This is a genomic window from Nocardia sp. NPDC056611 (genome assembly GCF_042792755.1).
Lineage (GTDB): Bacteria > Actinomycetota > Actinomycetes > Mycobacteriales > Mycobacteriaceae > Nocardia.
In genome coordinates this window covers 735,341-758,589 of record NZ_JBHTVV010000002.1, presented here as the reverse complement: position 1 = coordinate 758,589, position 23,249 = coordinate 735,341, and the positions used below count along the sequence as shown (strand labels likewise).

The following is a 23,249-nucleotide window of genomic DNA, read 5'->3' as shown; positions in this document are numbered from 1 at the left end:
GGGGCGCGCCCCCCCCCGCCCCGGGGCGCCCCCCCCCCGGGGCGCGCCCGCCCCGCGCGCGGGGCCCCCCCCCGCCCCCCCGGCCCGCCCCCCCCCGCCTGATCGATCTCCTGGGCCTGTCCCACCGCCGCGACGCCGACTGGCAGATCCTCTCCCAAGGGCAGCGCGGCCGCACCCTCATCGCCCGCGCCCTGATGCCCAGCCCGCGCCTGCTGCTGCTCGACGAACCGGCCACGGGCCTGGATCTGGCCGGGCGAGAACAACTTCTGGAGCGAGTCGACCTGCTCCAGCGCAGCCACCCCGAGCTGGCGTCGGTCCTGGTCACCCACCACCTGGAGGAACTGCCGCCCGGCACCACCCACGCCATGCTGCTGAGCAACGGTCGCACCGTCGCGGCCGGACCGGTTGAACGGGTGCTCACCACCGACCACATCAGCGCCTGCTTCGATCACCCCGTCCGCATCCTGCGCGACGAGGGACGGTGGAGTGTGCGCCCCGCCCAATCCCAGCCCGCCTGAATCGAATCCGGCGCGTGCGGCGACGCCGTGCGATTCTTCCGTTGGCCCGACAGGTACCGCGTCGAACGCTCCCGGGAAACCTGTCGCCACGCTTGGCCCCGGCTATACCGCGGGAACCAGTGAGTCGATCCACCGTTCCAGGCGCGCGCCCTCGGCCGCCATCATTGCCGGGTCGCGGAAGGTGTTGGTGAGCAGGGAGATTCCCTGATACGCGGCCATCAGCGCGACGGCGAGTTCGCGGGAGTCGGTGCGCCCCAGGGCGGCGAACTGCGTTTCGATCCAGTCGAGCAAGCCGCGCATGACATCGGCGAGTTCGCGGTCGAGGCCGTCGGCGCGCTTGTCGAGCTCGGTGGCGAGAGTGCCCGAGGGGCAACCGAATCGAGCGGCCAGCTCCCGCTGCTCGACCCACCCGCGCACCAGCGCCTTCAATCGCTCGGCGGGCGCGTCGAATTGCTCCAGCGCGGTGATGACCTCCTGCGCGGTCCGCGCGTGGGCACCGATCGCGGCCTGGACCAGCTGATCCTTGGTCTTGAAGTAGTAGTACACATTGCCCACCGGCACCTGCGCGGCGCGCGCGATGTCGGCGATGGTCGTCTTCTCCACGCCGTGTTCGTGGAAGACCTTGGCGGCGGCGTCGGAGAGCCGCTCCCGCTTCCCCGCCGGCCGGACCACTGAGTCAGTCATACGACTAACTATAGACAACGCCCGGTCATGTGGCCTATGTTCGATTTAGTCAGCCAACTAACTCAGGAGTGAGACAGATGATCGTGGTAACCGGAGCGACCGGAAACGTCGGCAGCGCGCTCGTGCGCGAACTCGCGGAAGCCGGTGAGAAGGTGGTCGCCGTCTCACGCGGCGAGAAGCCGATCGACCTCCCCCACGGCGCCGAACACCGCCGCGCCGACATCGGGGATCTGGACAGCCTGGCCGAGGCGGTGACGGGTGCGGACAGCGTGTTCCTGCTCATCACCGGAGCGCAGCTGGTCGAGGGGCCCGCGCCGGCCGAGGTGCTGGAAACCGTTGCGGCGGCGGGTGTCCGGCGCGTGGTGTTCCTGTCCTCGCAGGGCGCGGTGACCCGGCCGGACAGTGACGGATACGCACGGACGCTGGCCTTCGAACAGGCACTGGCCGCATCGGAGCTGGAATGGACGGTGCTGCGGCCGGGCGGGTTCTTCACCAATACGTTCGCCTGGATCGATCCGGTCCGCGCCGAGCGGACGATTCCCGCGCCCTTCGGGGATGTCGGTCTGCCGCAGGTGGATCCGGGCGATATCGCGGCCGTGGCCGCGGCCGCGCTGACGCACGACGGCCATCACGGGCAGAGCTACACGGTGACCGGACCCGAACTCGTCACTCCGCGCGATCAGGCGGAGGCGCTGGCGGAAGCACTCGGGGAGCCGTTGCGGTTCGTGGAGCTCAGCCGGGCGGAGGCCAGGGTCAACATGCTGCGCTTCATGCCGGAGTCCGTCGCGGACCACACCCTCAGCATTCTCGGCGAGCCGACGCCCGAGGAGCAGCTGGTCAGCGGTGATGTCGAGCGGGTCCTCGGACGTCCCGCGACGGGGTACGCGCAGTGGGCGGCTCGGGTCGCTCCGGCCTTCCGCTGAGTTCGACCGTTGAATATTTCGTACGCATACGCTTATCGTCTACGTATGCATACGAAATCATTCTCCGAAGGCACCGTGCTCATGCCCTGGAATCCCGGCCCGAACGATCGGCGTCCGGGTCCGGTGTTCGTCAGCGTGACCGACTTCCTCGCGGACTCCGAGGCCGAGGCACGCGACATCTATACGGCGGGGCTGGAATTGGGCCGGACGTGGCCGGTCATGCAGGGCGCGGTGGGTTTGTGGTTGTGGGGCCGGCCCGCGGAGTTCCGGGGCGGCTCGATCTCGATATGGGAGTCCGAACGGGACATGCGCCGCTTCGTGCGCTGGCCCGTCCACACCGAGATCGTGCGCGCCTGGCGCGGCCGCATCGGGATCAGCCTCGACTCCTGGCAGGCCGACACCTTCGACGCCGACGCCATCCTGACCCGCGCGGGCGAGACGATCGACAGGACGCACCGGCTGGCCGCATAGTCTGGTCCGCATGACAGACCGTCCGGACCTCGCAGCGATGATCGTCCCCCTGGGCCGCGCCCTCATGGCGGCCGAACAACCGGTGCTGGCCGGGCACGGGCTGACCATGTGGGCGTATGTCGTACTGCTGCATCTGGATGAAGGCCCGGCACGGGGTCAGGGGGTGCTGGCCCAGGAGATCGGGGCGGACAAGACACGGATCATCGCGGTGCTCGACGACCTGCAGGAACGTGGGCTCATCGAACGTCGCCCCGATCCGGCCGACCGCCGGGCGCGGCTGCTGGCCTTGACCCCGGAGGGTCGTCGCCTGCGCGACGCGGCACAGACCGAGATCCAGGCGCGCGAGGATCGCCTGCTCGCGAAACTCCCCGCCGCCGACCGCCGCGGCTTCCTGAACGCCCTCACCACCCTCGCCGCCCTCCCCCGCGACGAAATCACCAGCGCCTGAACAGGATCAGGGAGCAGTCAGCGCGACGATGCGGACATCATTCCGCGCCGGGAACTCCCTGATCTTGTTTCGACGCTAGCCGATGTCGATCGGGTCGATCTGGACGCGCAGGGGGGCGTCGGAGCGGTGGGTGCTGCGGATGGCCTGGGCGGCGGTGAGGGCGCGGGAGAGGGCGGCCCCGCCGGAGCGGTCGGCGCGCAGGATCATGCGTTCCACCTCGGCGGGAGAGTCGCCGGAGGAGAAGGGCTTTCGGGCACCGGGGGGCAGTGGCACCGGGCCCAGGACTTCGACATCGCCGGAAAGCTTGGCCTCGCCGAGCAATTCGGCGATGGAGTCGGAGGTGCCGTCGATGGCGGCGAAACGGACCGCGGGCGGGAAGCGGACCTCGACGCGCTGGTCGAGCTCGAAACCGGCGTGCCACACCGGGTCCCAGCGGACCAGAGCCTGCACGGTAGGGAGACCGGCGTCGGCCATGACGATGACCCGGCCGTCGGAGCGAACCAGGGCGGCGGCCGACATCCAGCGACGCAGGGCGTCCTCGGCGGCGCGCAGGTCGGCGCGGCCGAGCAGGGCCCAGCCGTCCAGGAGCATCGCGACCGCGTAGCCGCCGGGCACCGGGGGCTCCGCGCCGATGGTGGAAACCACCACCTGCGGACCCTCGGGGACGGAGTCGAGAATCGCGGAACCACCCGAACCCCGCACGGGCACACCGGGAAACGCGCGACCCAGCTCCTCGGCGGTGCGGGACGCACCGATGACGACCGCCCGCAGCGCACGAGACCCGCAGGATCCGCAGCGGAACGCGGCCTCGGTGATTCCACACCAGCGGCAGGCCGGGCTCTGCGCCTCGGCGACACCTTCTCGCCCGGTGCGCAATGCGCCACGTGACGCCGGGGCGGAGTCCGGCAGCGCCAGCGGTCCATTGCAGTGGCGGCAGCGCGCGGGGGTCCGGCACTTCGCGCACGACAGGGCGGGGATGTAGCCGCGCCGCGGCACCTGAACCAGCACTGCCCCACCGGCTTTGAGCGCCTTGCGCGCCTCCATGAACGCCACCGCCGGAATCCGGATCGCCTGCGCGATGGGATCCCGCTCCAATGCCGCGTCGGTGTCGCCGGGCGCGGTGATGCGCGGCATCGCCTGCCGCACCACGGCCCGATCCGCGAGCAGGTCGTGCGCCCACCCGGATTCGACGATCGCCTGCACCTCGGCGGTCCGCGCGAACCCGCCCGCCACGAACGCCGCCCCCGTCTCGTGCGCCCGCAGCATGGCCACTTCGCGCGCATGCGGATACGGCGACCGCGGTTCGGCGAACGTGTCGTCCCCGTCGTCCCAGATGGCGATCAACCCGAGATCCCGCACCGGCGAGAACACCGCACTGCGCGTCCCCACCACCACCTTCGCCTGCCCCCGCAGCACCGACAACCACCGCCGATACCGCGCCGACGGCCCCAACCCCGCCGCGAGCCCGACCGCCGACTCCCCCATCAGCGCGACACATTCCGCCAGCACCCGATCCAGATCCCGCTGATCCGGCACCATGATCACCGCCCCGCGCCCACCCCGCACGGTCACCGCCGCCAACTCCGCCAGCCGCTTGGCCCAATCCTCCCCCGGCAACGCCTGCCACCCGGCCCGCGGCCCCCGCCCCGCCGCGAGCGCACCCAGGAACGAATGCCCGTGCGCATACCGGCCCCACTCGGCGAACTCGGACACCCACGACTGTGGCGAAGCAGCGCTCACCGCACTCGGCCCGGTCGTGCTGTTCGATGCCGTCGGCGTGGCATCGGTTTCGTCCACGCCTGCGGACCGATCGTGCTGTTCGGCAGGATCGTCCGCGGTGTCCGCAGGAGCGACCGCGGCCTCGATGCTCGCCGATTCGACCGTCGTGGAAGTCCGCACCTGCTCCGAGCCCGTACCGGCGACCGGCTCGCCGCGGGTGAGGACATCGCCGTCGCGAGCCGGATCAGCGATGGTGCCGACCACCGCGGACACCTCCACAGCCGCAGCACCGGCGACCGGTGCCGGGTCGGCGGCGTCGCCGGGCACGCCACCCTCAGTAAGACCGCCGGTCGCTGCGGTGTCGGAGTCAGCGGACGCGGCCTCGACGTCTCGCGGATCAGCCTGCGCGGCAATGCAATCAGCGGTTCGGTGTGCCGCGCTGACCGACGCGGCGGCCGCATCGCCCGGCTGCGCCGGGCCGGCGGGCGCGATCGCGTCGAGGTCGACCACACCGCCCGGGGCTGTCACCGGATCGACGGCGGTGCTCTTCTTCGTGGTGCGCTTGGGCTTTTCGGGCTTCTCCGTGCCCTCGGTTTCGACCTTGGCGTGGCGGGGCGGGATGGCCAGGCGCAGGACGTCGGCTCGGGTGCCGGCGTAGCGGGCCGCGACGGCGGTGACGAGCTTCAGGATCTCGGGGGTGAGGACGCGCTCGCCCGACACCACGCGTTCGAGGCGGACGAGTTTGCCGGTGTGGGCGGATCTTTCGAGGCGTTCGAGGAGGTAGCCGTCGATGAGGCGGCCGGAGAAGCGAACTCGGACCCGGACGCCCGGTTGGGCGATTTCGTCCAGCTCAGGAGGGACGACGTAGTCGAAATCGCGGTCCAGGTGGGCGGGTTCGAGCAGGGGCAGGACGCGGGCGATGGGGCGTGCTGCGCCAACGACGCTGGGAGCGGTGCCAACGACGGCGGGAGCGTCGGGCTCGGAGGGGGACTCCGTGCCCGACGCTCCCGTCGAGAACTGTTGGGTGCCGGTCAATTACAGCCCGGCGGCCGCGCGCAGCTTCTCCGCGCGGTCGGTGCGCTCCCACGGCAGATCGACATCCGTGCGGCCGAAGTGGCCGTAGGCGGCGGTCGGCGCGTAGATCGGGCGCAGCAGGTCCAGGTCGCGGATGATCGCGCCGGGACGCAGGTCGAAGACCTCGCCGATGGCGTCGGAGATCTTGATCGGGTCGATCTGCTCGGTGCCGAAGGTCTCGACGAACAGGCCGACCGGGGCCGCCTTGCCGATGGCGTAGGCGACCTGGACCTCGACCCGCTCGGCCAGGCCGGCGGCGACGACGTTCTTGGCGACCCAGCGCATGGCGTACGCGGCCGAGCGGTCCACCTTCGACGGGTCCTTGCCGGAGAAGGCGCCGCCACCGTGGCGGGCCATGCCGCCGTAGGTGTCGACGATGATCTTGCGGCCGGTCAGGCCCGCGTCACCCATCGGGCCGCCGAGCACGAACTTGCCGGTCGGGTTGACCAGCAGGCGCACGTCGGAGGTGTCGAGCGGGTTGGGCAGCCGCAGCTCGGACAGGACCGCGTCGACGACCTTCTCGCGGATGTCGGGGGCCAGCAGGTTGTCCAGGTCGATGTCGGCCGCGTGCTGGGTCGAGATGACCACGGTGTCGAGGCGCTTCGGAATGGCGCCGTCGTACTCGATGGTGACCTGGGTCTTGCCGTCGGGCCGCAGGTACGGCAGCACGCCGGTCTTGCGGACCTCGGTCAGACGCCGGGACAGCTTGTGCGCCAGCGAGATCGGCAGCGGCATCAGCTCGGGGGTCTCGACGGTGGCGTACCCGAACATCAGGCCCTGGTCGCCCGCGCCCTGACGGGCGATCTCGTCGTCCTCGCCGCCCACGCGGGCCTCGTGCGAGGTGTCCACGCCCTGGGCGATATCGGGCGACTGCGCGCCGATCGCGACGTTCACGCCACAGGACGCGCCGTCGAAACCCTTTGCGGACGAGTCGTATCCGATCTCCAGGACCTTCTCGCGGACGATGGTCGGGATATCGGCGTAGGCCGAGGTGGTGACCTCACCGGCCACGTGCACCTGACCGGTGGTCACCAGGGTCTCCACCGCGACCCGGCTGCGCGGATCGGCCGCGAGCAACGCGTCGAGGATGGAATCGCTGATGGCATCACAGATCTTGTCGGGATGACCTTCGGTCACCGACTCACTGGTGAATAGGCGGCTGCCAGACGTGCGCACAGTTGTTCCCTCTCCCTCAACGGGTTTCTCGTATCGGGTGGCGACAGTAGCGTCTCCGCGCCATCGCACAACCCTTTGTCTCAGGTTATTCCAATATGTTCGTCACAGGGGCGAACCACCACCGTGACGAGCACATTGCGACTCGGACACCCGCCGCGACCTGCGCGGCGAGCGTCCGAACCCTGCGGTGCCGAGGCTTCAGCGGAGCAAGGGACCGAGTGCGTCCAGCACTCGGCTAGCCAATAGGGCCTTGGACCCGTGGTCCAGGGCGATCTCGGTGCCGTCGGCGCCGAGCAACCAGCCGTCGTTGGTATCGACCTCGAAGGCCTTCCCCTCCCCGACGGCGTTCACGACCAGCAGGTCGCAGCCTTTGCGGGCCAGTTTGGCCCGGGCGTGGGTGAGCACGTCGGCGTGCTCGTCCCCGGTCTCGGCGGCGAAGCCGACGATCGCGGTGCCCGGTAGGTGCCCGTCGCGACGAGCCTGTACCAACCCGGCAAGGATATCGGGTGTCTTGGCCAGCTCGATCGAATTCGGTTCGCCCGCACCCTTTTTGATTTTGGACGCGGCGACGTTGACCGGCCGGAAGTCGGCGACCGCGGCCGCCATGATGACGGCGTCCGCGCCGAGCGCGTGCTTGTCGACGGCCACCTTCAGCTGGTCGGCGGAGGTCACGTGCACCACCTCGACGGCGGCCGGAGCCTCCAGGCCGATCGTGTTGCCCGCGATCAGCGTCACCTGCGCGCCGCGCTGGGCGGCCAGGCGGGCGATCGCGTAGCCCTGCTTGCCCGAACTCCGGTTGCCCAGGAAGCGGACCGGGTCCAGCGCCTCGCGGGTGCCACCGGCGGAGACCACCACGCGGCGGCCCTCCAGGTCACGCGGCAGCGCGTCGGCGCGCTCGAGCAGCAGACGGGCCAGACCGAAGATCTCCTCCGGCTCGGGCAGCCGGCCCGGACCGGTATCGGTGCCGGTCAGGCGGCCCGAGGCGGGTTCCATCACGGTCGCGCCGTGCGCGCGCAGCGTCGCCACGTTCGCCCGGGTGGCCGGATGCTCCCACATCTCGGTGTGCATGGCCGGGGCGAACAGGACCGGACAGCGCGCGGTCAGCAGCGTCGCGGTGAGCAGGTCGTCGGCGCGGCCCTGCGCGGCGCGGGCCATGAGGTCCGCGGTGGCGGGGGCGATGACGACCAGGTCGGCCTCCTGGCCGAGGCGCACGTGCGGCACCTCGGGCACGTCGGCGAAGACACCGGTGTGCACGGGATGGCCGGACAGCGCCTCGAAGGTGGCCTTGCCGACGAATTGCAACGCCGACTCGGTGGGAATGACACGAACCTCGTGCCCGGTTTCGGTGAACCGGCGCACGAGGTTGCAGCTCTTGTAGGCGGCGATACCGCCGCCGACGCCGACGACGACTCGGGTCACCGCGGTTTTACTCCCCTTCGGAGTGCTCGAGCAGGTCGGCGTGGATCTCGCGCATGGCCACCGACAGCGGCTTCTCCTGCAGACCCGGCTCGACCAGCGGACCGACGTATTCGAGAATGCCGTCGCCGAGCTGGTTGTAGTAATCGTTGATCTGACGCGCGCGCTTGGCCGCGTAGATGACCAGCGCGTACTTGGACGACGTCCGCTCCAGCAGTTCGTCGATCGGCGGGTTGGTGAGGCCGACCGGAGTGTCGTAGGCGGGAACGGTCTTGAGGTCCGTACTCACTAGGAAGGCTCCTGCGGGGTTGTTCGGAAGGATGGCTTCCCGGCTCACTTCGAAGACGAGCCGGATGTTCGGGTTCCGCGGTTCGAGAACTAGGACCCCGAATTTGTGCTAACGAACAACGATACCAACTGCTCGCAGGCGCTGGTCACGTGGTCGTTCACGATCACGATGTCGAACTCGTCACACGCGGCCAGTTCGGTGCGCGCGGTCTGTAGCCGACGCTCGATGACCTCGGGCGATTCGGTCCCGCGCGAGGTCAGGCGGGACACCAGCTCGTCCCAGCTGGGTGGGGCCAGGAAGACCAGCAGGCCCTCCGGCATGGATTCGCGGATCGAGCGCGCGCCCTCGAGGTCGACCTCGATCAGGACGTGGTGTCCGGAGGCGAGCGCTTCCCGCACGGGTGCGGCCGGGGTGCCCGACCGCTGCAGTCCACCGTGGATATCGGCCCATTCGAGCATTTCGCCGCCGTCGATCATGGCGTCGAATTTCTCGCGGGTGACGAAGTGGTAGTCCTGACCGTCGACCTCCCCGGGCCGCGGAGCCCGGGTGGTGGCCGACACACTGAATACCAATTCGGGCAGTCGTTCGCGCACGCAGCGCACGACGGTGGACTTGCCGACGGCCGAGGGGCCGACCAGTACTACCAGTCGACCCTTCCGAGTGTGTTCGACCACCCTCGGATTATTCGGCGCTGAAGTCGAACCGGGCCAGCAGCGCCTTACGCTGCCGGTCGCCCAGTCCGCGCAGGCGGCGGGTGGGAGCGATCTCGAGCTCGCTCATGATCTCGGCAGCCTTGACCTTGCCAACCTTCGGCAGGGCCTCGAGCAGGGCCGAAACCTTCATCTTGCCGAGGACTTCGTCCTTCTCGGCGTCCGCAAGGACCGTCTTCAGATCGGTGCCACCACGCTTCAAGCGCTCCTTGAGCTCCGCCCGAGCGCGGCGAGCGGCAGCCGCCTTCTCCAAAGCAGCGGCGCGCTGCTCGTCAGTCAGCTGGGGAAGGGCCACGGTTCCTCCGTCTCATCGTTCATTGCTTGATCTACCTCCGGTAACCCGGTGGTCTCAGCGACCGTACCCACGACGCTTGCCGATTGCGAACCCACCCCCCAGGTCAGCGCGTGATTCGGCGCGCGACCGGGCCGGATGCACACCGCCGCGGGCGCCGCCGCACCGGGCGCGCCCCACGGCCGCGCACGGCCGCGAATAGCCTTGCGGCCAGGGGTTTTTGGGTTTCTCGACCGCGCGTTCGAGGGGTCGGACTGGCCCCGCATGAAACCGTGACCGAGCTGTAATCACGCGACCTGGATTTTTCTTGGATTTCTCGGCGTGTCGTTCGAATCCGTAGCGCGTGTCGCGCATCACCGGGGCCCGTTCCGAGACCTTGAAAACTCGCAAATCAGACACCCTTCGATGCAGGTCGGACCCGGTGCGGCCACCGGCGACGACGCCCGAGCGGCCCGTTTCCGCCCCTCAGGCGGCCGCTGACGCGCGAAACCCGGCCGATACATGCGAGAACCCGCCCACCGCCCGGGCGGGCGGGAGCGGGTCGATCCGGACAAGCGTTCGATCGGGCCGCCGGATGGTTCGCCGAGAGCGAACAGGATCGGATCAATCCGCGTACTGGCACAGCTCCACGAGCGTGCCCTCGGGAGCGCGCACGTGGCCCACGCGCATGCCCCACGCCGGCTGGTCGGCGGGCTCGCCGACGACGAGCGCGCCGCGCTCGCGCAGCACGGCGATCGCCTCGTCGACATCGGCGACCCGCAAAACCACCACGGCCGTATCGATCTCGCCGCGCGGCCGGTGCTCGGCGCCGATGGCCGCGTCCATGTAGGCGCGGGTGAACAGCGCGAGATCCTGCGTGCCGACGGCGAAGCAGGCGTAGGGCCCCGCCTCGTTCTCGGGCACGTCACCCTCGATCTCGGCCTTCAGTCGCAGACCCAGCACGTCGCGATAGAACCGGAAGCTGGACGCGAAATCGTCGACCAGGATGCGGGTTTGGGCGTACGAGAGCAGGCCGAGGGCGGCATCGGACATGAGAAATCCCACCTTTCTACTGAGCGGTCCGATTCAGGCCCGCCAGAAATCCCGCAGCCCGGGCGCCGCCTCCCCGCCCTGCCGCACCCCCGCCTCGTAGGCGGGCACCAGCGCGTCCGCGCTGAACAGGTTCGGGCCGAAGGCGGCGATGGCATCGGCGTCGGGGACGATGAACGTCGTTGCCGCGCCGCCCAGGTCGCGGTCGGAGGGGGCGTGCGGGAACAGGTGCGCCAGGGGTTCGATGACCAGCATCCGCTCGGCTCCGGCCGCCAGATCGGCGTTGATGGGTGAGCGCATGCCGCCGTCGAAGTAGTGGACGCCGTCGATCGGAATGGGCGGGAAGACACCGGGAACCGAGGTGCTCGACGCCAGCGCCTCGGGCAGGGTGGCCTTGCCGCCGGGGGTCCAGGCCTGCAGTTCCCCGGTGTTGACGCTGATGGCGGTGATCAGCAGATCGCGCTGGGGCCAGTCGCTGTGGCCGACGAACGCGCCGATGCGGGCGATGTGCGTGGCCGGATCGCCGAGATTCATCTCCAGGGCGCGGGCGCCCGCGCGCCGACGCGCCTCGGCCGGGTCCAGACCGGGCGTGCCGAGCAGGCCGAGGATCTCGCCGAAGCTGTTCGGGTCGAACTCGATCGGCTCGAGTTCGGCGGTCTCGGTGGAGGGCCGCCGCAGCAGCAGGTTCAGGTCGACGTCCGCGGCCAGGGCCGCGCCGACGACCGCTCCGGCGGAGGTGCCGACGATCCGGTCGGCCGCGGCCGGGTCGATTCCGGCCGCGCGCAGGGCGATGACGACACCCGCCATCCAGCTCAGGCCGACCGCACCACCTCCACCCAGGACGAGCGCACGGCGAATTCCCTTGGGCGGCATCGCGGCAGACATGAGGCCACTGTATCCGCCGAGGCAAGGAAGCGGAGGATATCCCTCCGAAAAGACTCGCGGCACCGGATCGGACCCGGTGCCGCGAGTGACTCTGTTCTGGAATCAGCGCTGCAGGAAGGCGAACTCCTCCGACAGCTCGGCGACCTTCTCCTTCAGCGCGGCCACCGACGGACCGGCCTTCAGCACCTCACGCGAGACATTGGGCAGCACCGCGCCCAGGTCGCGCGCGGGCACCAGGGCGCGAATGGAGTCCGCTCCCCCGCCCTGCGCGCCCACACCCGGCATCAGGATGGGCCCGTTGAGGGCGCTCAGGTCCGGGGCCTCGGTCAGGGTCGCGCCGACAACCACACCGACGGAACCGAATTCGGCCCCGACATTGGCCGCGGCGGCGTCGTCGACCATGCGCTGGGCGATGGTGCGGCCGTCCGCGCCGGTGATGCGTTGCAGCTCCGCGCCTTCCGGATTGGAGGTCGCGGCCAGCACGAACACGCCGCGCCCGTTGGCCGCGGCCAGCTCCAGAGCCGGTGCGAGCGAACCGAATCCGAGGTACGGCGACACGGTGACCGCGTCGCTGCCCAGCGGGCCGTCACCGAGCCAGGCGTGCGCGTAGGCGTCCATGGTGGAGCCGATATCGCCGCGCTTGGCGTCGGCCAGCACCAGGGTGCCCGCCGCCCGCAGCGCCGCGATGGTCTCCTCCAGCACCATCATTCCGGCCGAACCGTAGGTTTCGAAGAACGCCACCTGCGGCTTGACCAGGGCGACCCGGCCCGCGAACGCCCGCACGCAGGCGTCGGCGAACTTGGCCACCCCGGCTGCGTCCTCGCTCAGGCCCCAGGCCCGCAGCAGCGGCGGATGCGGGTCGATGCCCACGCACAACGGTCCGTGCGCGCGCATCGCCTCCCGCAGCCGTAGCCCGAAGCCGGTCGTCCGCGCAGCGCCGGAGGCGCTCATCCGCTCAGCGCCGGAGGCGCTCATCCGCGCAGCACCGCGTGCAGTTCCTGCAGGGAGCGCACGCCGATGCCGCCGCGGATGGTGGCCTCGATGCCCTGCACGGCCGCAGCCGCACCCTGCACGGTGGTGATGCACGGGATGTTCGCGCCGACCGCGGCGGTGCGGATCTCGTAGCCGTCCACGCGCGGGCCGTTGTTGCCGTAGGGCGTGTTGAACACGATGTCGACGTCGCCGTCCTTGATCATGTCCACGATGCCGGCCTCGTCGGGCGCGTTGTCGGACTGCTTGCGCACCCGATCGCACGGAATGCCGTTGCGGCGCAGCATCTCCGCGGTGCCCTCGGTGGCGAGGATGCGGAAGCCCAGGTCGTGCAGGCGCTTGACCGGGAACACCATGGCGCGCTTGTCGCGGTTGGCGATGGACACGAACGCGGTGCCCTCGGTCGGCAGCGACCCGTAGGCGGCGGACTGCGACTTGGCGAAGGCGGTCCCGAAGTCGGCGTCGATGCCCATGACCTCACCGGTGGACTTCATCTCCGGCGAGAGCAGCGAGTCGATGCCGGAACCGTCCGGGCGGCGGAAGCGGTGGAACGGCAGGACCGCTTCCTTGACCGCGACCGGGGCCTCGATCGGCACGGTGCCGCCGTCGCCCTCGGCCGGGAGCAGGCCCTCCTTGCGGAGGTCGGCGATGGTGGCGCCCAGCGCGATCCGCGCCGCGGCCTTCGCCAGCGGCACCGCGGTGGCCTTGGAGACGAACGGCACGGTGCGGCTGGCGCGCGGGTTGGCCTCGAGGACGTAGAGCACGTCGTCCTTGAGCGCGTACTGCACGTTCAGCAGGCCCTTGACGCCGATGCCCTTGGCGAGCGCGGCGGTCGAGCGGCGCACGGCCTCGATATCGCTGCGGCCCAGGGTGATCGGGGGCAGGGCGCACGCCGAGTCACCGGAGTGGATGCCGGCCTCCTCGATGTGCTCCATGACGCCGCCCAGGTAGACCTCGTCGCCGTCGCACAGGGCGTCGACGTCGATCTCGATGGCGTCCTCCAGGAACCGGTCGACCAGCACCGGGTGGTCCGGGGTGATCTCGGTGGCGCGGGAGATGTAGTCGGCGAGGGTGGCCTCGTCGTAGACGATCTCCATGCCGCGGCCGCCCAGCACGTAGGACGGGCGCACCAGCACCGGGTAACCGATCTCGGCCGCGATCTTCTTGGCCTGCGGGAAGGTGGTGGCGGTGCCGTACTTGGGGGCCGGAAGACCCGCCGCGACCAGCACATCGCCGAACTCGCCGCGGTCCTCGGCCAGGTCGATGGCCGCCGCCGAGGTGCCGACCACGGGCACGCCCGCGTCGGTGAGGCGCTGCGCCAGGCTCAGCGGGGTCTGCCCGCCCAGCTGGCAGATGACGCCCGCGACGGTGCCGGACTCGGTCTCGGCGTGGTACACCTCGAGCACGTCCTCGAAGGTGAGCGGCTCGAAGTAGAGGCGGTCGGCGGTGTCGTAGTCGGTCGAGACCGTCTCCGGGTTGCAGTTGACCATGATGGTCTCGTAGCCCGCGGCCGACAGCGTCTGCGCGGCGTGCACACACGAGTAGTCGAACTCGATGCCCTGGCCGATACGGTTCGGACCCGAGCCCAGGATGATGACCTTCTCGCGCTCCCGCTGCGGCGCGACCTCGGACTCCGCGGCGGGATCGAGCTCGTAGGCCGAGTAGTGGTACGGGGTCTTGGCCTCGAACTCGGCGGCGCAGGTGTCGACGGTCTTGAACACCGGGCGGATCTGCAGGCGGTGGCGCAGCTCGCGCACGCCGCCCTCACCGGCGAGTTCCGGTCGCAGCGCGGCGATCTGGCGATCGGAGAGGCCGTAGTGCTTGGCGGTGCGCAGCAGCGGCTCGTCCAGCACGGGGGCGTCGATGATCTCCTGACGCAGCTCCACCAGGGCGGCGACCTCGGCGACGAACCAGGGATCGATGCCGGAGGCGGCGGCGGTGTCCTCGATGCTCGCGCCCAGGCGCAGCGCGCGCTCCACCTGGTAGATGCGGCCCTCGGTGGGGACCTTCAGGTCGTCGAGAATGGCCTGCACGTCGGTCCATTCACCGTCGGGCAGGGTCCAGAAGCCGGTGGCCTTGGTCTCGAGCGAGCGCAACACCTTGCCCAGGGCCTCGGAGAAGTTGCGGCCCATGGACATCGCCTCGCCGACCGACTTCATGGTCGTGGTCAGCGTGGTGTCGGCGCCCGGGAACTTCTCGAAGGCGAAGCGCGGAGCCTTCACGACCACGTAGTCGAGCGTGGGCTCGAAACAGGCCGGGGTCTCCTTGGTGATGTCGTTGACGATCTCGTCGAGGGTGTAGCCGATGGCCAGCTTGGCGGCGATCTTGGCGATCGGGAAGCCGGTGGCCTTGGACGCCAGCGCCGACGAGCGCGACACGCGCGGGTTCATCTCGATGACGATCAGGCGGCCGTCGCGCGGGTCCACCGCGAACTGGATGTTGCAGCCGCCGGTGTCGACGCCGACCTCGCGCAGGATGGCGATGCCCAGATCGCGCATCTTCTGGTATTCGCGGTCGGTGAGGGTCATGGCCGGGGCGACGGTGACCGAGTCACCGGTGTGCACGCCCATCGGGTCCACGTTCTCGATCGAGCAGACGATGACCACATTGTCGTTGCGGTCGCGCATGAGCTCGAGCTCGAATTCCTTCCAGCCCAGGATGGATTCCTCGATGAGCACGTTCGCGGTCGGCGAGGCGGCCAGGCCGCCGCCGGCGATGCGGTCGAGGTCCTCGTGGTTGTAGGCCATACCCGAGCCCAGGCCGCCCATGGTGAACGAGGGGCGCACGACGACCGGGAAGCCCAGTTCCTCGACGGTCTCGCGGACCTCGTCCATGGTGAAGCAGACCTTGGAGCGCGCGGACTCGCCGCCGACCTTGGCGACGATGTCCTTGAACTTCTGGCGGTCCTCACCACGCTGGATGGCCTCGAAGTCGGCGCCGATCAGCTCGACGTCGTACTTCTCGAGGATGCCGTTCTCGTGCAGGGCGACAGCGCAGTTGAGCGCGGTCTGACCGCCGAGGGTCGCCAGGATCGCGTCGGGACGCTCCTTGGCGATGACCTTCTCGACGAATTCCCAGGTGATCGGCTCGACATAGGTCGAGTCCGCGAACTCCGGGTCGGTCATGATGGTCGCCGGGTTGGAGTTGACCAGCGACACGCGCAGGCCTTCGGACCGCAGGACGCGACACGCCTGGGTTCCCGAATAGTCGAACTCACAAGCCTGGCCGATGACGATCGGGCCCGAGCCGATCACCAGGATGTGGTTGAGGTCGGTACGGCGTGGCATCAGGCTCCTTCCATCAGCATGGCGAAACGGTCGAACAGGTAGGCGGCGTCGTGGGGTCCGGCCGCGGCCTCGGGGTGGTACTGCACGGAGAAGGCCTTGCCGTTCACCAGCTGCACGCCTTCGACGACACCGTCATTGGCGCACACGTGGCTGACCTCGGCCTTGCCGAACGGGGTGTCGAAGACCTCGCCGCGCTCGCCTTCGAGGGCGAAGCCGTGGTTCTGGGCGGTGATCGAGATCCGGCCCGAATGATGTTCGACGACCGGCACATTGATGCCGCGGTGGCCGAACTTCATCTTGTAGGTGTTGCGGCCCAGCGCCCGGCCCAGGATCTGGTTGCCGAAGCAGATGCCGAACAGCGGGATGCCCTCGCCCAGGACGCCCTGGGTCAGCGCGACCTGCGCGTCGGCGGTGGCCGGGTCGCCCGGGCCGTTGGACAGGAACACGCCGTTGGGGTTCAGTTCCTTGATCTGGTCCAGGGTCACGTTGGACGGGACCACGTGCACCCGCATGCCGCGCTGGGCGAACATGCGCGGGGTGTTGGACTTGATGCCCAGGTCGACCGCGACCACGGTGAAGCGGTGCTCGCCGATCGGGTCGATGGTGTACATCTCGTCGGTGGAGACCTCACCGGCCAGATCCGCGCCCAGCATGGACTGCTGGCCGTTGACCCGGGAGACCAGCTCCTCGTAGTCGGCCAGCGAATCGCCGGAGAAGATGCCCGCCTTCATGGAACCGGCGGTGCGCAGGTGCCGCACCACCGCGCGGGTGTCGATGCCCGCGATGCCGACGATGTTCTGGTTCTCCAGCTCGGCCTGCAGGGTGCGGTTGGCGCGCCAGTTGGAGGCGCGGCGCGCGGGGTCGCGCACGGCGTAACCCGCCACCCAGATCTTCGAGGACTCGTCGTCCTCGTCGTTCCAGCCGGTGTTGCCGATCTGCGGCGCGGTGGCCACCACGATCTGGCGGTCGTAGCTGGGGTCGGTGAGGGTCTCCTGGTAGCCCGTCATGGCGGTACAGAACACCGCCTCACCCAAGGTCTGCCCGACGGCGCCGAAGGTCGTCCCGCGGAACACGCGGCCGTCCTCGAGCACCATCACGGCAGTATTTCCGCTGCTCATGCCTCGTCTCCCGTCTTCGTAGCTGCTGCGGTCCATGCCGGGTACACCGCTTTGTCGTCGCCGCGGAAACCGGTATCCACCTCGGTCCCGGTCGGCAGCGTCCAGCGAATCACCAGCACACCGTCTTCTGTCATCACTTTGCCCGCGTGCCCGCGCTCGGCGCGCACCGCGGTGATGGATTCCTGCGGAATCCAGATCGTCGCCGCGCCATCCCGCTCGAGCAGGATGCCGCGTTCGAACCGGGTCAGCTCCGCGGTGGCGCGGAAACCCAGGTCGCCCACCGTAATTCGCTGAATCCAGCTGGGGGCGAGGGTGCTGCCGAGGTAGAGCCCCGTGGTGGGCTCGAGCAGCTGCGCGCCGCAGTCGGCGGGCACCGCGGGCAGTTCACCGATGGCACCGGCCTGCTTCTTGGCCCGGCCGGTCCACGCCCAGTACATGAGCCCCAGGCACAGCACGAAGAATGCCAGCAGTATCAGTACTTGCAGCAGTCGCATGACGGTTCTCCTCGGTTCCCCACCCGCCGCTAACCGGCGACGATCTTGCCGTCCCGGGCGGTGAGCCGGCCGCGCAGGAAGGTGGCGGTCACCTTCGCGGGCAGGGTCATCGCCTGGAAGGGCGTGTTGCGGGCGATCGAGGCGAGTTCGTTCGCCTCCACCGTCCATTCGGCGGCCGGGTCGATCAGCGCCAGGTTGGCGGGTTCGCCGACCGCGAGCGGGCGGCCCTGATCGTCCAGGCCCACGATCCGCGCCGGGTTCTCGCTCATGACCCGCGCGACACCGCGCCAGTCGAGCAGTCCGGGGTTGACCATGGTCTCCACGATGATCGACAGCGCCGTCTCCAGGCCCAGCATGCCGGGACGGGCGGCCGCGAACTCGCAGCACTTGTCCTGGTCGGCGTGCGGGGCGTGGTCGGTGGCGACACAGTCGATGACGCCGTCGGCGAGGGCTTGACGCAGCGCCGCCACGTCGGAGGATTCGCGCAGCGGCGGGTTCACCCGGTTCACCGCGTCGTAGGTCTCCAGCCGCGAGTCGTCGAGCAGCAGGTGGTGCGGGGTCACCTCGGCGGTGATCGAAATACCCTGGGACTTGGCCCATTTCAGCAGTTCGACGGTGCCGGCGGTGGAGGCGTGGCAGATGTGCACGCGGGCTCCGGCGTCGCGGGCCAGCAGGGCGTCGCGGGCCACGATGGACTCCTCGGCGGCGCGCGGCCACCCGGCCAGGCCCAGACGGGAGGCGGTCGGGCCCTCGTGGGCGACGGCGCCCTTGGTCAGGCGCGGCTCCTCCGCGTGCTGGGCGATGAGCACGCCCAGGGAGTTCGCGTATTCCAGGGCGCGGCGCATGATCAGCGGGTCGTAGACGCAGTGGCCGTCGTCGGAGAACATGCGCACCGCGCCGACACCGGCGGCCATGGTCCCCATCTCGGCGAGCTGCTTGCCCTCGAGGCCGACGGTGACCGCGCCGACCGGGTGCACGTCGACCAGGCCGACCTCCTGGCCGCGCTTCCACACGTGGTCGGTGATGACCGAGGTGTCGGCGACCGGGCTGGTGTTGGCCATGGCGAACACCGCGGTGTAGCCGCCCAGAGCGGCTGCGGCGGAACCGGATTCGATGGTCTCGGTGTCCTCGCGGCCCGGCTCGCGCAGGTGGGTGTGCAGGTCGATGAAGCCCGGCAGCAGGAACTGGCCCTTGCCGTCGACGATCTCGGCGTCCGGGGCGCTCAGGCCCGCGCCGATCTCACGGATCTCGCCGTCGGCGACCAGCACGTCGACCGCGTCGCCCTCACCGTAGAGAAGGACGTTCTTGATCAGGATGCTCATGCCACCACCTCGTCGGTTCCGACCAGCAGGCGGAACAGCACCGCCATGCGCATATGGACTCCGTTGTTGACCTGTTGCAGCACAGCCGCTTTCGGGGAATCGGCGACGGAGAAGCCGATCTCCATGCCGCGCAGCATGGGCCCGGGGTGCAGGACCACCGCGTGCTCGTCGAGCATCTTCATGCGGCGCTCGTTGAGGCCGTAGCGGATCGAGTACTCGCGCGCCGACGGGAAGAAGCCGCCGTTCATGCGCTCGGCCTGCACGCGCAGCATCATGACCGCGTCCGCGCCGGGCAGTTCGGCGTCCAGGGAGTCCGAGACCCGCACGGGCCAGGCTTCCACACCGACCGGCAGCAGGGTGCGCGGCGAGACCAGCACGACCTCGGCGCCCAGGGTGCTGAGCAGGAAGGCGTTCGAGCGGGCGACCCGGCTGTGCAGGATGTCGCCGACCAGCACGATCCGCTTGCCCTCCAGATCGCCGAGGCGCTGACGCAGGGTCAGCGCGTCCAGCAGCGCCTGGGTGGGGTGCTCGTGGGTGCCGTCACCGGCATTGATGATGGCGGGGCCGGGACCGGCGTAACCGCTCGCGGCCTCGTCCATCTCGGCGAACCAGCGCGCGATCTGGTGCGCCGCGCCCGAAGCGGGGTGGCGCACGATGAGGGCGTCCGCGCCCGCGGCGTGCAGGGTCAGGGCGGTGTCGCGCAGCGATTCGCCCTTGGAGACCGAAGAACTCGACGCGCTCACATTGATGACGTCGGCGCTCATCCACTTGCCCGCGACCTCGAAGGAGACCCGGGTGCGGGTGGAGTTCTCGAAGAACACGGTCATGACCGTGCGGCCGCGCAGCGTCGGGAGCTTCTTGACCTCGCGGCCCAGCAGCGCCTGTTCGAACCGCTCGGCCTCGTCGAGCAGGCCGTTGGCGGTCTCGCGGTCCAGGTCGGTGACCGAGAGCAGGTGCTTCACTGGGCGTCACCCTCCTGGCGCAGGTAAACGCCGTCGCGGCCGTCGTGCTCGCGCAGCAGCACCGAGATGTCCTCGGTGCGCGCGGTCGGCACGTTCTTGCCGACGTAGTCGGCGCGGATGGGAAGTTCGCGGTGGCCGCGGTCGATGAGCACGGCGAGCTGCACCGCGCGGGGGCGGCCCAGGTCGCGCAGGCCGTCGAGCGCCGAGCGCACGGTGCGGCCGGAGAAGAGCACGTCGTCGACGAGCACGACCAGGGCGTCCTCGATGCCGCCTTCGGGCACGGAGGTGCGCTCGAGCGGACGGTGCGGCTTGGAGCGCAGGTCGTCGCGGTAGAGGGTGATGTCGAGGGAGCCGATCGCGGGGCGGACGCCGGAGAATTCCTCGATCCGGCCGGCCAGGCGATGGGCCAGAGTGGTTCCGCGGGTGGGGATTCCGATCAGCACCACGCGGGCAACCTGCGGATCACCGGAGTCCAGGGCGGTCTTCTCGATGATCTGGTGCGCCATGCGGGCGATGGTCCGGCCGACGTCGGAATCGGAGAGCAGCTCGCGTCCGGTCTCGACCCGGTCCGGGTCGTGCCGCTGCGAGAACTCGGCAGCGCTCGACTTGGCCGCCCGGTCTTCGGGCACAGCCATGCCGACCTCCTTCCCCGCCTCACGGGACGGTCCGTTAAAGGATGTCTTTCGGGCAGTGACCCTACCAGCGCGCGAATGCGCCCCCGACCCCGCACCCCCCGCGCGTCCGCGGTCGGCGCACCACCGCCGTACCCGCCGCGACCTGCCGGAACCCGTGTTCGCCGGGGTCACCGGCAAGTCCGCAGCAATACGGTCGTCCGGCCAGTGTGGCGGGGTTCACGCCGCCTGATCACTCCCCGGTCCTAGCTACCGGCCGGTTGTCATACACCGTATATCGACGTGTGCGATGCTCGGAGAGTGAGCAATGACGCTGAATTCACCGAACCCGCCCGGGTCAACTTCCGCGGGTACGGCGGCATCACCATCGCCGGAGACAGCTGGGGACCCCAGGACGGCCCACTGGTGGTATTTCTCCACGGCGGCGGGCAGACCCGCGGATCCTGGAAGGACTCCGGACTGGCCTTGGCCAAAGCGGGCATGCACGCGGTGCTGCTCGACGCGCGCGGGCACGGCGACAGCGACTGGGATCCGGACGGCAACTACCGCCGCGAGGCCATGGTCGAGGATCTGATGGCGGTGCTCGAACAACTGGGCAAGCCCGCCTTCATCGTCGGCGCGTCCATGGGCGGGCTCACGGGCCTGATGGCCACCACCCACCCCGAGGCCGCGCGCATCACCGGCCTGGTCCTCGTCGACGTCGTGCCCCGCCCCGAACGCAAGGGCGTCGAGCGCGTCATCAACTTCCTCTCCAGCAATCCCGAAGGCTTCGCCAGCCTCGAGGAGGCCGCCGACGCCGTCGCCGCCTACCTCCCCCACCGCCGCCGGCCCCGCAATCCCGAAGGGCTGCAACGCAATCTGCGCAAGCGTGCGGACGGCCGCTGGTACTGGCACTGGGATCCGGCCATGATGGGCGGCCCGCGCGACGGACGCGGCGAGGAGATCGACGTCCACACCGAGGCCCTCGAGAACGCGGCGAAGCAGCTGAGCATCCCGACCCTGCTGGTGCGGGGCGCGCTCTCCGACGTGGTCAGCGAGGAGGGGGTGACGGCGTTCCGCGCCCTGACCCCGCACGCCGAGTACATCGAGATCGGCACCGCCGCCCACACCGCGGCCAGCGACGCCAACGACGAATTCACCGACGCCGTCGTCGATTTCGTCCGCGCCCATATCGGCGACCAGCAGGGCTGAGCGCCCTTATGGCAGCATCCTGTCGAGCAGGCGGTCGAGCAGTTCGACCGCCCGCTCCCGGGTAGCGCCACCCGCCAGCACGAACTGAGTGATGCTGCTGACCCCGCCGACGATGATCTCGGCGTCCAATTCCGCCGTGTGTGTATCGGATTCGGCCCCCCGAACGCGCAGCAGCTGGTCGGTGATCACGGTGACCAGATAGCGCGGCGCCCCCATCATCTCGTCGGAGGTGACGGTGTTCCCGGTCAGATTGGCCGCATGGAAGGCCGCGAACACCAGATTGTCCTGCCGCCTTCGCTCATCGAGCGGCAACAGCCCCACCGCGAAGGTCCGGATGATCTCCCGCGGTGTGACCTCGGGCCCGAGCTTGGTGAACTGCTCGGTGAACCCCACCCCGAAATCCGCCACGACCGCCGTATGTGTGGCGAGCATCAGTTCTCGCTTGGTGCCGAAGTAGTACTGAATCAGCCGCACCGAGATCCCCGCCTCGGCCGCCACCGCCTGAAACGTAGCGGCATCGAGCCCACCGGTGGCGATGACTGTGCGTGCGGCGGTGGTGATTTCCCACCGCCGCTGCTCGTGATCAACCAAACGGGGCATCTGACCAGCTCTCTTACGACGTTCTGACGGATTGAAGCTTTTGATGGTACGCCCATATCATTTTTATGGTATGTTCGTATCACCAACGAAGGTGAGCGGGGAGGCGCGATGGCCAAGATCGGGCAATGGAAGAGCGAAGCGGCACGCGACGCCTATATGGAGGCCTACGCCGCACTGTCGGCACTGTGGGCGATTCCCTCCAGTGAGTTCGATGTCGAAACCTCGTACGGGACAACACATGTTCGCAAGTGCGGCTCCGGATCCGGTGCGCCGCTGGTGCTGATCCATCCGCTGGGCGGCAATGGGGCCTGCTGGTATCCGATCATCGAGCGTCTGGCGGCCGAACGGACGATCTACGCCCTGGACACTGTCGGCGCGCCGGGACTCAGCGTGCAGACCGAGCCGATCACGTCCGGAGCCGACTACGGAATCTGGCTGGACGAGACCCTGGAGGCGCTGGGGTTGCCGCAGGCGCATGTCATGGGCTATTCCGACGGTGGGTGGCGAGCGTTCATGGCGGGCGTCGACGGTTCGGACCGGGTGGCGAGCCTGATGATCGTCGAATCGGGCGGGGCCGTGGCCAAGACGCCGTGGCGGGTTCTTTTCACGATGATCCGATACGCGATGCCGCCGTCGGAGAAGAACATGCGCAAGGCCGCGCAGTGGGCCATGCCCGGCAGTGTGGTCGTCGACGAGGAGATCGCGTGCTCGCGTGCCGCGCTCGGCTACCGCACCCGGACGCCGTGGCCGCAGCGGCTGACCGACGAGCAACTGCGGTCGATCACCGCGCCCACCCTGCTCGTCTACGGATCCGAGTCGGTGCTCGGAGATCCCACGGAGGCCGCGACACGGGCTCGGGCGCACATTCCGCACTGCGAGGTGGAGATCTACCAGGGTGCGACGCATGGCCTGCTGTTCCAGGGACCGTTCAAAGCCGCTGTGCTGGAGCGGATCCTGCGATTCGCGGCCGCCCACGACCCGGCCGAGCTGCGGCTCGCCGACTAGACGTTCAACGACGA

The 23,249-nt window shown here is 69.7% G+C and carries 22 protein-coding genes and 1 pseudogene; 6 read left to right on the top strand and 17 right to left on the bottom strand.

Translation table 11 applies throughout. The annotated features are described in order from the left end of the window. Window positions 1-518: pseudogene (locus ACFRAQ_RS12130) on the top strand (ATP-binding cassette domain-containing protein); the annotation flags it as partial. Window positions 519-620: 102 nt separating this feature from the next. Here the strand turns inward: ACFRAQ_RS12130 and ACFRAQ_RS12125 are convergent. Continuing rightward, entirely contained in the window at window positions 621-1,202 is a 582-nt protein-coding gene (locus tag ACFRAQ_RS12125) for a TetR/AcrR family transcriptional regulator (RefSeq protein ID WP_379097871.1), read from the bottom strand. A gap of 77 nt (window positions 1,203-1,279) precedes the next feature. Between ACFRAQ_RS12125 and ACFRAQ_RS12120 the strand changes: the two genes are divergently transcribed. Genes ACFRAQ_RS12120 through ACFRAQ_RS12110 form a run of 3 tightly spaced genes read left to right on the top strand, consistent with a single transcriptional unit; the run spans window position 1,280 to window position 3,044 of the window. Further along, window positions 1,280-2,125 carry an SDR family oxidoreductase gene (locus ACFRAQ_RS12120; RefSeq protein ID WP_379097869.1) on the top strand — a complete coding sequence of 282 codons (846 nt, stop codon included), beginning with the start codon at window positions 1,280-1,282 and terminating at the stop codon, window positions 2,123-2,125. A gap of 45 nt (window positions 2,126-2,170) precedes the next feature. After that, entirely contained in the window at window positions 2,171-2,596 is a 426-nt protein-coding gene (locus ACFRAQ_RS12115) for a hypothetical protein (protein WP_379097866.1), read from the top strand. Between the two features lie 10 nt (window positions 2,597-2,606). Further along, window positions 2,607-3,044, top strand: coding sequence for a MarR family winged helix-turn-helix transcriptional regulator (locus tag ACFRAQ_RS12110; RefSeq protein ID WP_379097864.1), 438 nt, complete (start codon window positions 2,607-2,609; stop codon window positions 3,042-3,044). Between the two features lie 75 nt (window positions 3,045-3,119). Here ACFRAQ_RS12110 and ACFRAQ_RS12105 read toward each other — a convergent pair whose 3' ends face one another. The 15 genes from ACFRAQ_RS12105 to pyrR form a co-directional block, all read right to left on the bottom strand. After that, on the bottom strand, window positions 3,120-5,798 hold the full coding sequence (locus ACFRAQ_RS12105; protein ID WP_379097861.1) for a primosomal protein N': 2,679 nt from the start codon (window positions 5,796-5,798) through the stop codon (window positions 3,120-3,122). After that, window positions 5,799-7,013, bottom strand: coding sequence for a methionine adenosyltransferase (metK, locus tag ACFRAQ_RS12100; RefSeq protein ID WP_379097858.1), 1,215 nt, complete (start codon window positions 7,011-7,013; stop codon window positions 5,799-5,801). It lies immediately after the preceding gene. A gap of 198 nt (window positions 7,014-7,211) precedes the next feature. Next, window positions 7,212-8,432 carry a bifunctional phosphopantothenoylcysteine decarboxylase/phosphopantothenate--cysteine ligase CoaBC gene (gene coaBC, locus ACFRAQ_RS12095; protein ID WP_379097855.1) on the bottom strand — a complete coding sequence of 407 codons (1,221 nt, stop codon included), beginning with the start codon at window positions 8,430-8,432 and terminating at the stop codon, window positions 7,212-7,214. Window positions 8,433-8,439: 7 nt separating this feature from the next. Then, window positions 8,440-8,718, bottom strand: a complete 279-nt coding sequence (rpoZ, locus tag ACFRAQ_RS12090; protein ID WP_213556271.1) for a DNA-directed RNA polymerase subunit omega — start codon at window positions 8,716-8,718, stop codon at window positions 8,440-8,442. Between the two features lie 89 nt (window positions 8,719-8,807). Continuing rightward, window positions 8,808-9,392: a guanylate kinase gene (gmk, locus tag ACFRAQ_RS12085; RefSeq protein ID WP_357286150.1), complete on the bottom strand. Its 585-nt coding sequence runs from the start codon at window positions 9,390-9,392 to the stop codon at window positions 8,808-8,810. Window positions 9,393-9,399: 7 nt separating this feature from the next. Further along, window positions 9,400-9,723 carry an integration host factor, actinobacterial type gene (gene mihF / locus ACFRAQ_RS12080; RefSeq protein ID WP_033086940.1) on the bottom strand — a complete coding sequence of 108 codons (324 nt, stop codon included), beginning with the start codon at window positions 9,721-9,723 and terminating at the stop codon, window positions 9,400-9,402. 600 nt (window positions 9,724-10,323) lie between these two features. After that, complete coding sequence (locus tag ACFRAQ_RS12075) at window positions 10,324-10,752, bottom strand: VOC family protein (RefSeq protein ID WP_379097850.1); 429 nt, start codon at window positions 10,750-10,752, stop codon at window positions 10,324-10,326. A gap of 33 nt (window positions 10,753-10,785) precedes the next feature. Further along, a complete protein-coding gene (locus ACFRAQ_RS12070; RefSeq protein WP_379097847.1) occupies window positions 10,786-11,634 on the bottom strand; it encodes a patatin-like phospholipase family protein in 849 nt (282 codons plus the stop codon). 102 nt (window positions 11,635-11,736) lie between these two features. Continuing rightward, window positions 11,737-12,609 (bottom strand): orotidine-5'-phosphate decarboxylase, encoded by an 873-nt coding sequence (gene pyrF, locus ACFRAQ_RS12065; RefSeq protein ID WP_379097843.1) that lies wholly within the window; start codon window positions 12,607-12,609, stop codon window positions 11,737-11,739. Then, the gene (gene carB, locus ACFRAQ_RS12060) at window positions 12,606-15,911 is read right to left on the bottom strand and encodes a carbamoyl-phosphate synthase large subunit (RefSeq protein WP_379097840.1); all 3,306 of its coding nucleotides are present in this window, start codon (window positions 15,909-15,911) and stop codon (window positions 12,606-12,608) included. The genes pyrF and carB overlap by 4 nt, the downstream gene beginning before the upstream one ends. After that, window positions 15,911-17,029: a glutamine-hydrolyzing carbamoyl-phosphate synthase small subunit gene (gene carA, locus ACFRAQ_RS12055; RefSeq protein ID WP_379097837.1), complete on the bottom strand. Its 1,119-nt coding sequence runs from the start codon at window positions 17,027-17,029 to the stop codon at window positions 15,911-15,913. Before carA ends, carB begins: the two co-directional genes overlap by 1 nt. Beyond that, the gene (locus ACFRAQ_RS12050; RefSeq protein ID WP_379097834.1) at window positions 17,026-17,523 is read right to left on the bottom strand and encodes a transporter; all 498 of its coding nucleotides are present in this window, start codon (window positions 17,521-17,523) and stop codon (window positions 17,026-17,028) included. The genes carA and ACFRAQ_RS12050 overlap by 4 nt, the downstream gene beginning before the upstream one ends. 29 nt (window positions 17,524-17,552) lie before the next feature. Further along, complete coding sequence (locus tag ACFRAQ_RS12045; protein WP_379097831.1) at window positions 17,553-18,845, bottom strand: dihydroorotase; 1,293 nt, start codon at window positions 18,843-18,845, stop codon at window positions 17,553-17,555. Then, complete coding sequence (locus tag ACFRAQ_RS12040; RefSeq protein ID WP_379097828.1) at window positions 18,842-19,807, bottom strand: aspartate carbamoyltransferase catalytic subunit; 966 nt, start codon at window positions 19,805-19,807, stop codon at window positions 18,842-18,844. Before ACFRAQ_RS12040 ends, ACFRAQ_RS12045 begins: the two co-directional genes overlap by 4 nt. After that, window positions 19,804-20,442 carry a bifunctional pyr operon transcriptional regulator/uracil phosphoribosyltransferase PyrR gene (gene pyrR / locus ACFRAQ_RS12035; RefSeq protein WP_357083329.1) on the bottom strand — a complete coding sequence of 213 codons (639 nt, stop codon included), beginning with the start codon at window positions 20,440-20,442 and terminating at the stop codon, window positions 19,804-19,806. Before pyrR ends, ACFRAQ_RS12040 begins: the two co-directional genes overlap by 4 nt. Before the next feature lie 297 nt (window positions 20,443-20,739). Between pyrR and ACFRAQ_RS12030 the strand changes: the two genes are divergently transcribed. Then, window positions 20,740-21,630: an alpha/beta fold hydrolase gene (locus ACFRAQ_RS12030; RefSeq protein WP_379097825.1), complete on the top strand. Its 891-nt coding sequence runs from the start codon at window positions 20,740-20,742 to the stop codon at window positions 21,628-21,630. 6 nt (window positions 21,631-21,636) lie between these two features. On the opposite strand, the gene ACFRAQ_RS12025 is transcribed toward ACFRAQ_RS12030, so the two are convergent. Further along, entirely contained in the window at window positions 21,637-22,230 is a 594-nt protein-coding gene (locus tag ACFRAQ_RS12025; RefSeq protein WP_379097822.1) for a TetR/AcrR family transcriptional regulator, read from the bottom strand. A gap of 108 nt (window positions 22,231-22,338) precedes the next feature. Between ACFRAQ_RS12025 and ACFRAQ_RS12020 the strand changes: the two genes are divergently transcribed. Continuing rightward, on the top strand, window positions 22,339-23,235 hold the full coding sequence (locus ACFRAQ_RS12020) for an alpha/beta fold hydrolase (RefSeq protein ID WP_379097819.1): 897 nt from the start codon (window positions 22,339-22,341) through the stop codon (window positions 23,233-23,235). The last annotated feature ends 14 nt before the right edge of the window (window positions 23,236-23,249 follow it).

Coding starts and splice junctions, on each gene's coding strand:
- ACFRAQ_RS12125 (WP_379097871.1), bottom strand. CDS start 1,202: ATGACTGACTCAGTGGTCCGGCCGGCGGGGAAGCGGGAGCGGCTCTCC.
- ACFRAQ_RS12120 (WP_379097869.1), top strand. CDS start 1,280: ATGATCGTGGTAACCGGAGCGACCGGAAACGTCGGCAGCGCGCTCGTG.
- ACFRAQ_RS12115 (WP_379097866.1), top strand. CDS start 2,171: ATGCATACGAAATCATTCTCCGAAGGCACCGTGCTCATGCCCTGGAAT.
- ACFRAQ_RS12110 (WP_379097864.1), top strand. CDS start 2,607: ATGACAGACCGTCCGGACCTCGCAGCGATGATCGTCCCCCTGGGCCGC.
- ACFRAQ_RS12075 (WP_379097850.1), bottom strand. CDS start 10,752: ATGTCCGATGCCGCCCTCGGCCTGCTCTCGTACGCCCAAACCCGCATC.
- ACFRAQ_RS12070 (WP_379097847.1), bottom strand. CDS start 11,634: ATGTCTGCCGCGATGCCGCCCAAGGGAATTCGCCGTGCGCTCGTCCTG.
- pyrF (WP_379097843.1), bottom strand. CDS start 12,609: ATGAGCGCCTCCGGCGCTGAGCGGATGAGCGCCTCCGGCGCTGCGCGG.
- carB (WP_379097840.1), bottom strand. CDS start 15,911: ATGCCACGCCGTACCGACCTCAACCACATCCTGGTGATCGGCTCGGGC.
- carA (WP_379097837.1), bottom strand. CDS start 17,029: ATGAGCAGCGGAAATACTGCCGTGATGGTGCTCGAGGACGGCCGCGTG.
- ACFRAQ_RS12050 (WP_379097834.1), bottom strand. CDS start 17,523: ATGCGACTGCTGCAAGTACTGATACTGCTGGCATTCTTCGTGCTGTGC.
- ACFRAQ_RS12045 (WP_379097831.1), bottom strand. CDS start 18,845: ATGAGCATCCTGATCAAGAACGTCCTTCTCTACGGTGAGGGCGACGCG.
- pyrR (WP_357083329.1), bottom strand. CDS start 20,442: ATGGCTGTGCCCGAAGACCGGGCGGCCAAGTCGAGCGCTGCCGAGTTC.
- ACFRAQ_RS12025 (WP_379097822.1), bottom strand. CDS start 22,230: ATGCCCCGTTTGGTTGATCACGAGCAGCGGCGGTGGGAAATCACCACC.
- ACFRAQ_RS12020 (WP_379097819.1), top strand. CDS start 22,339: ATGGCCAAGATCGGGCAATGGAAGAGCGAAGCGGCACGCGACGCCTAT.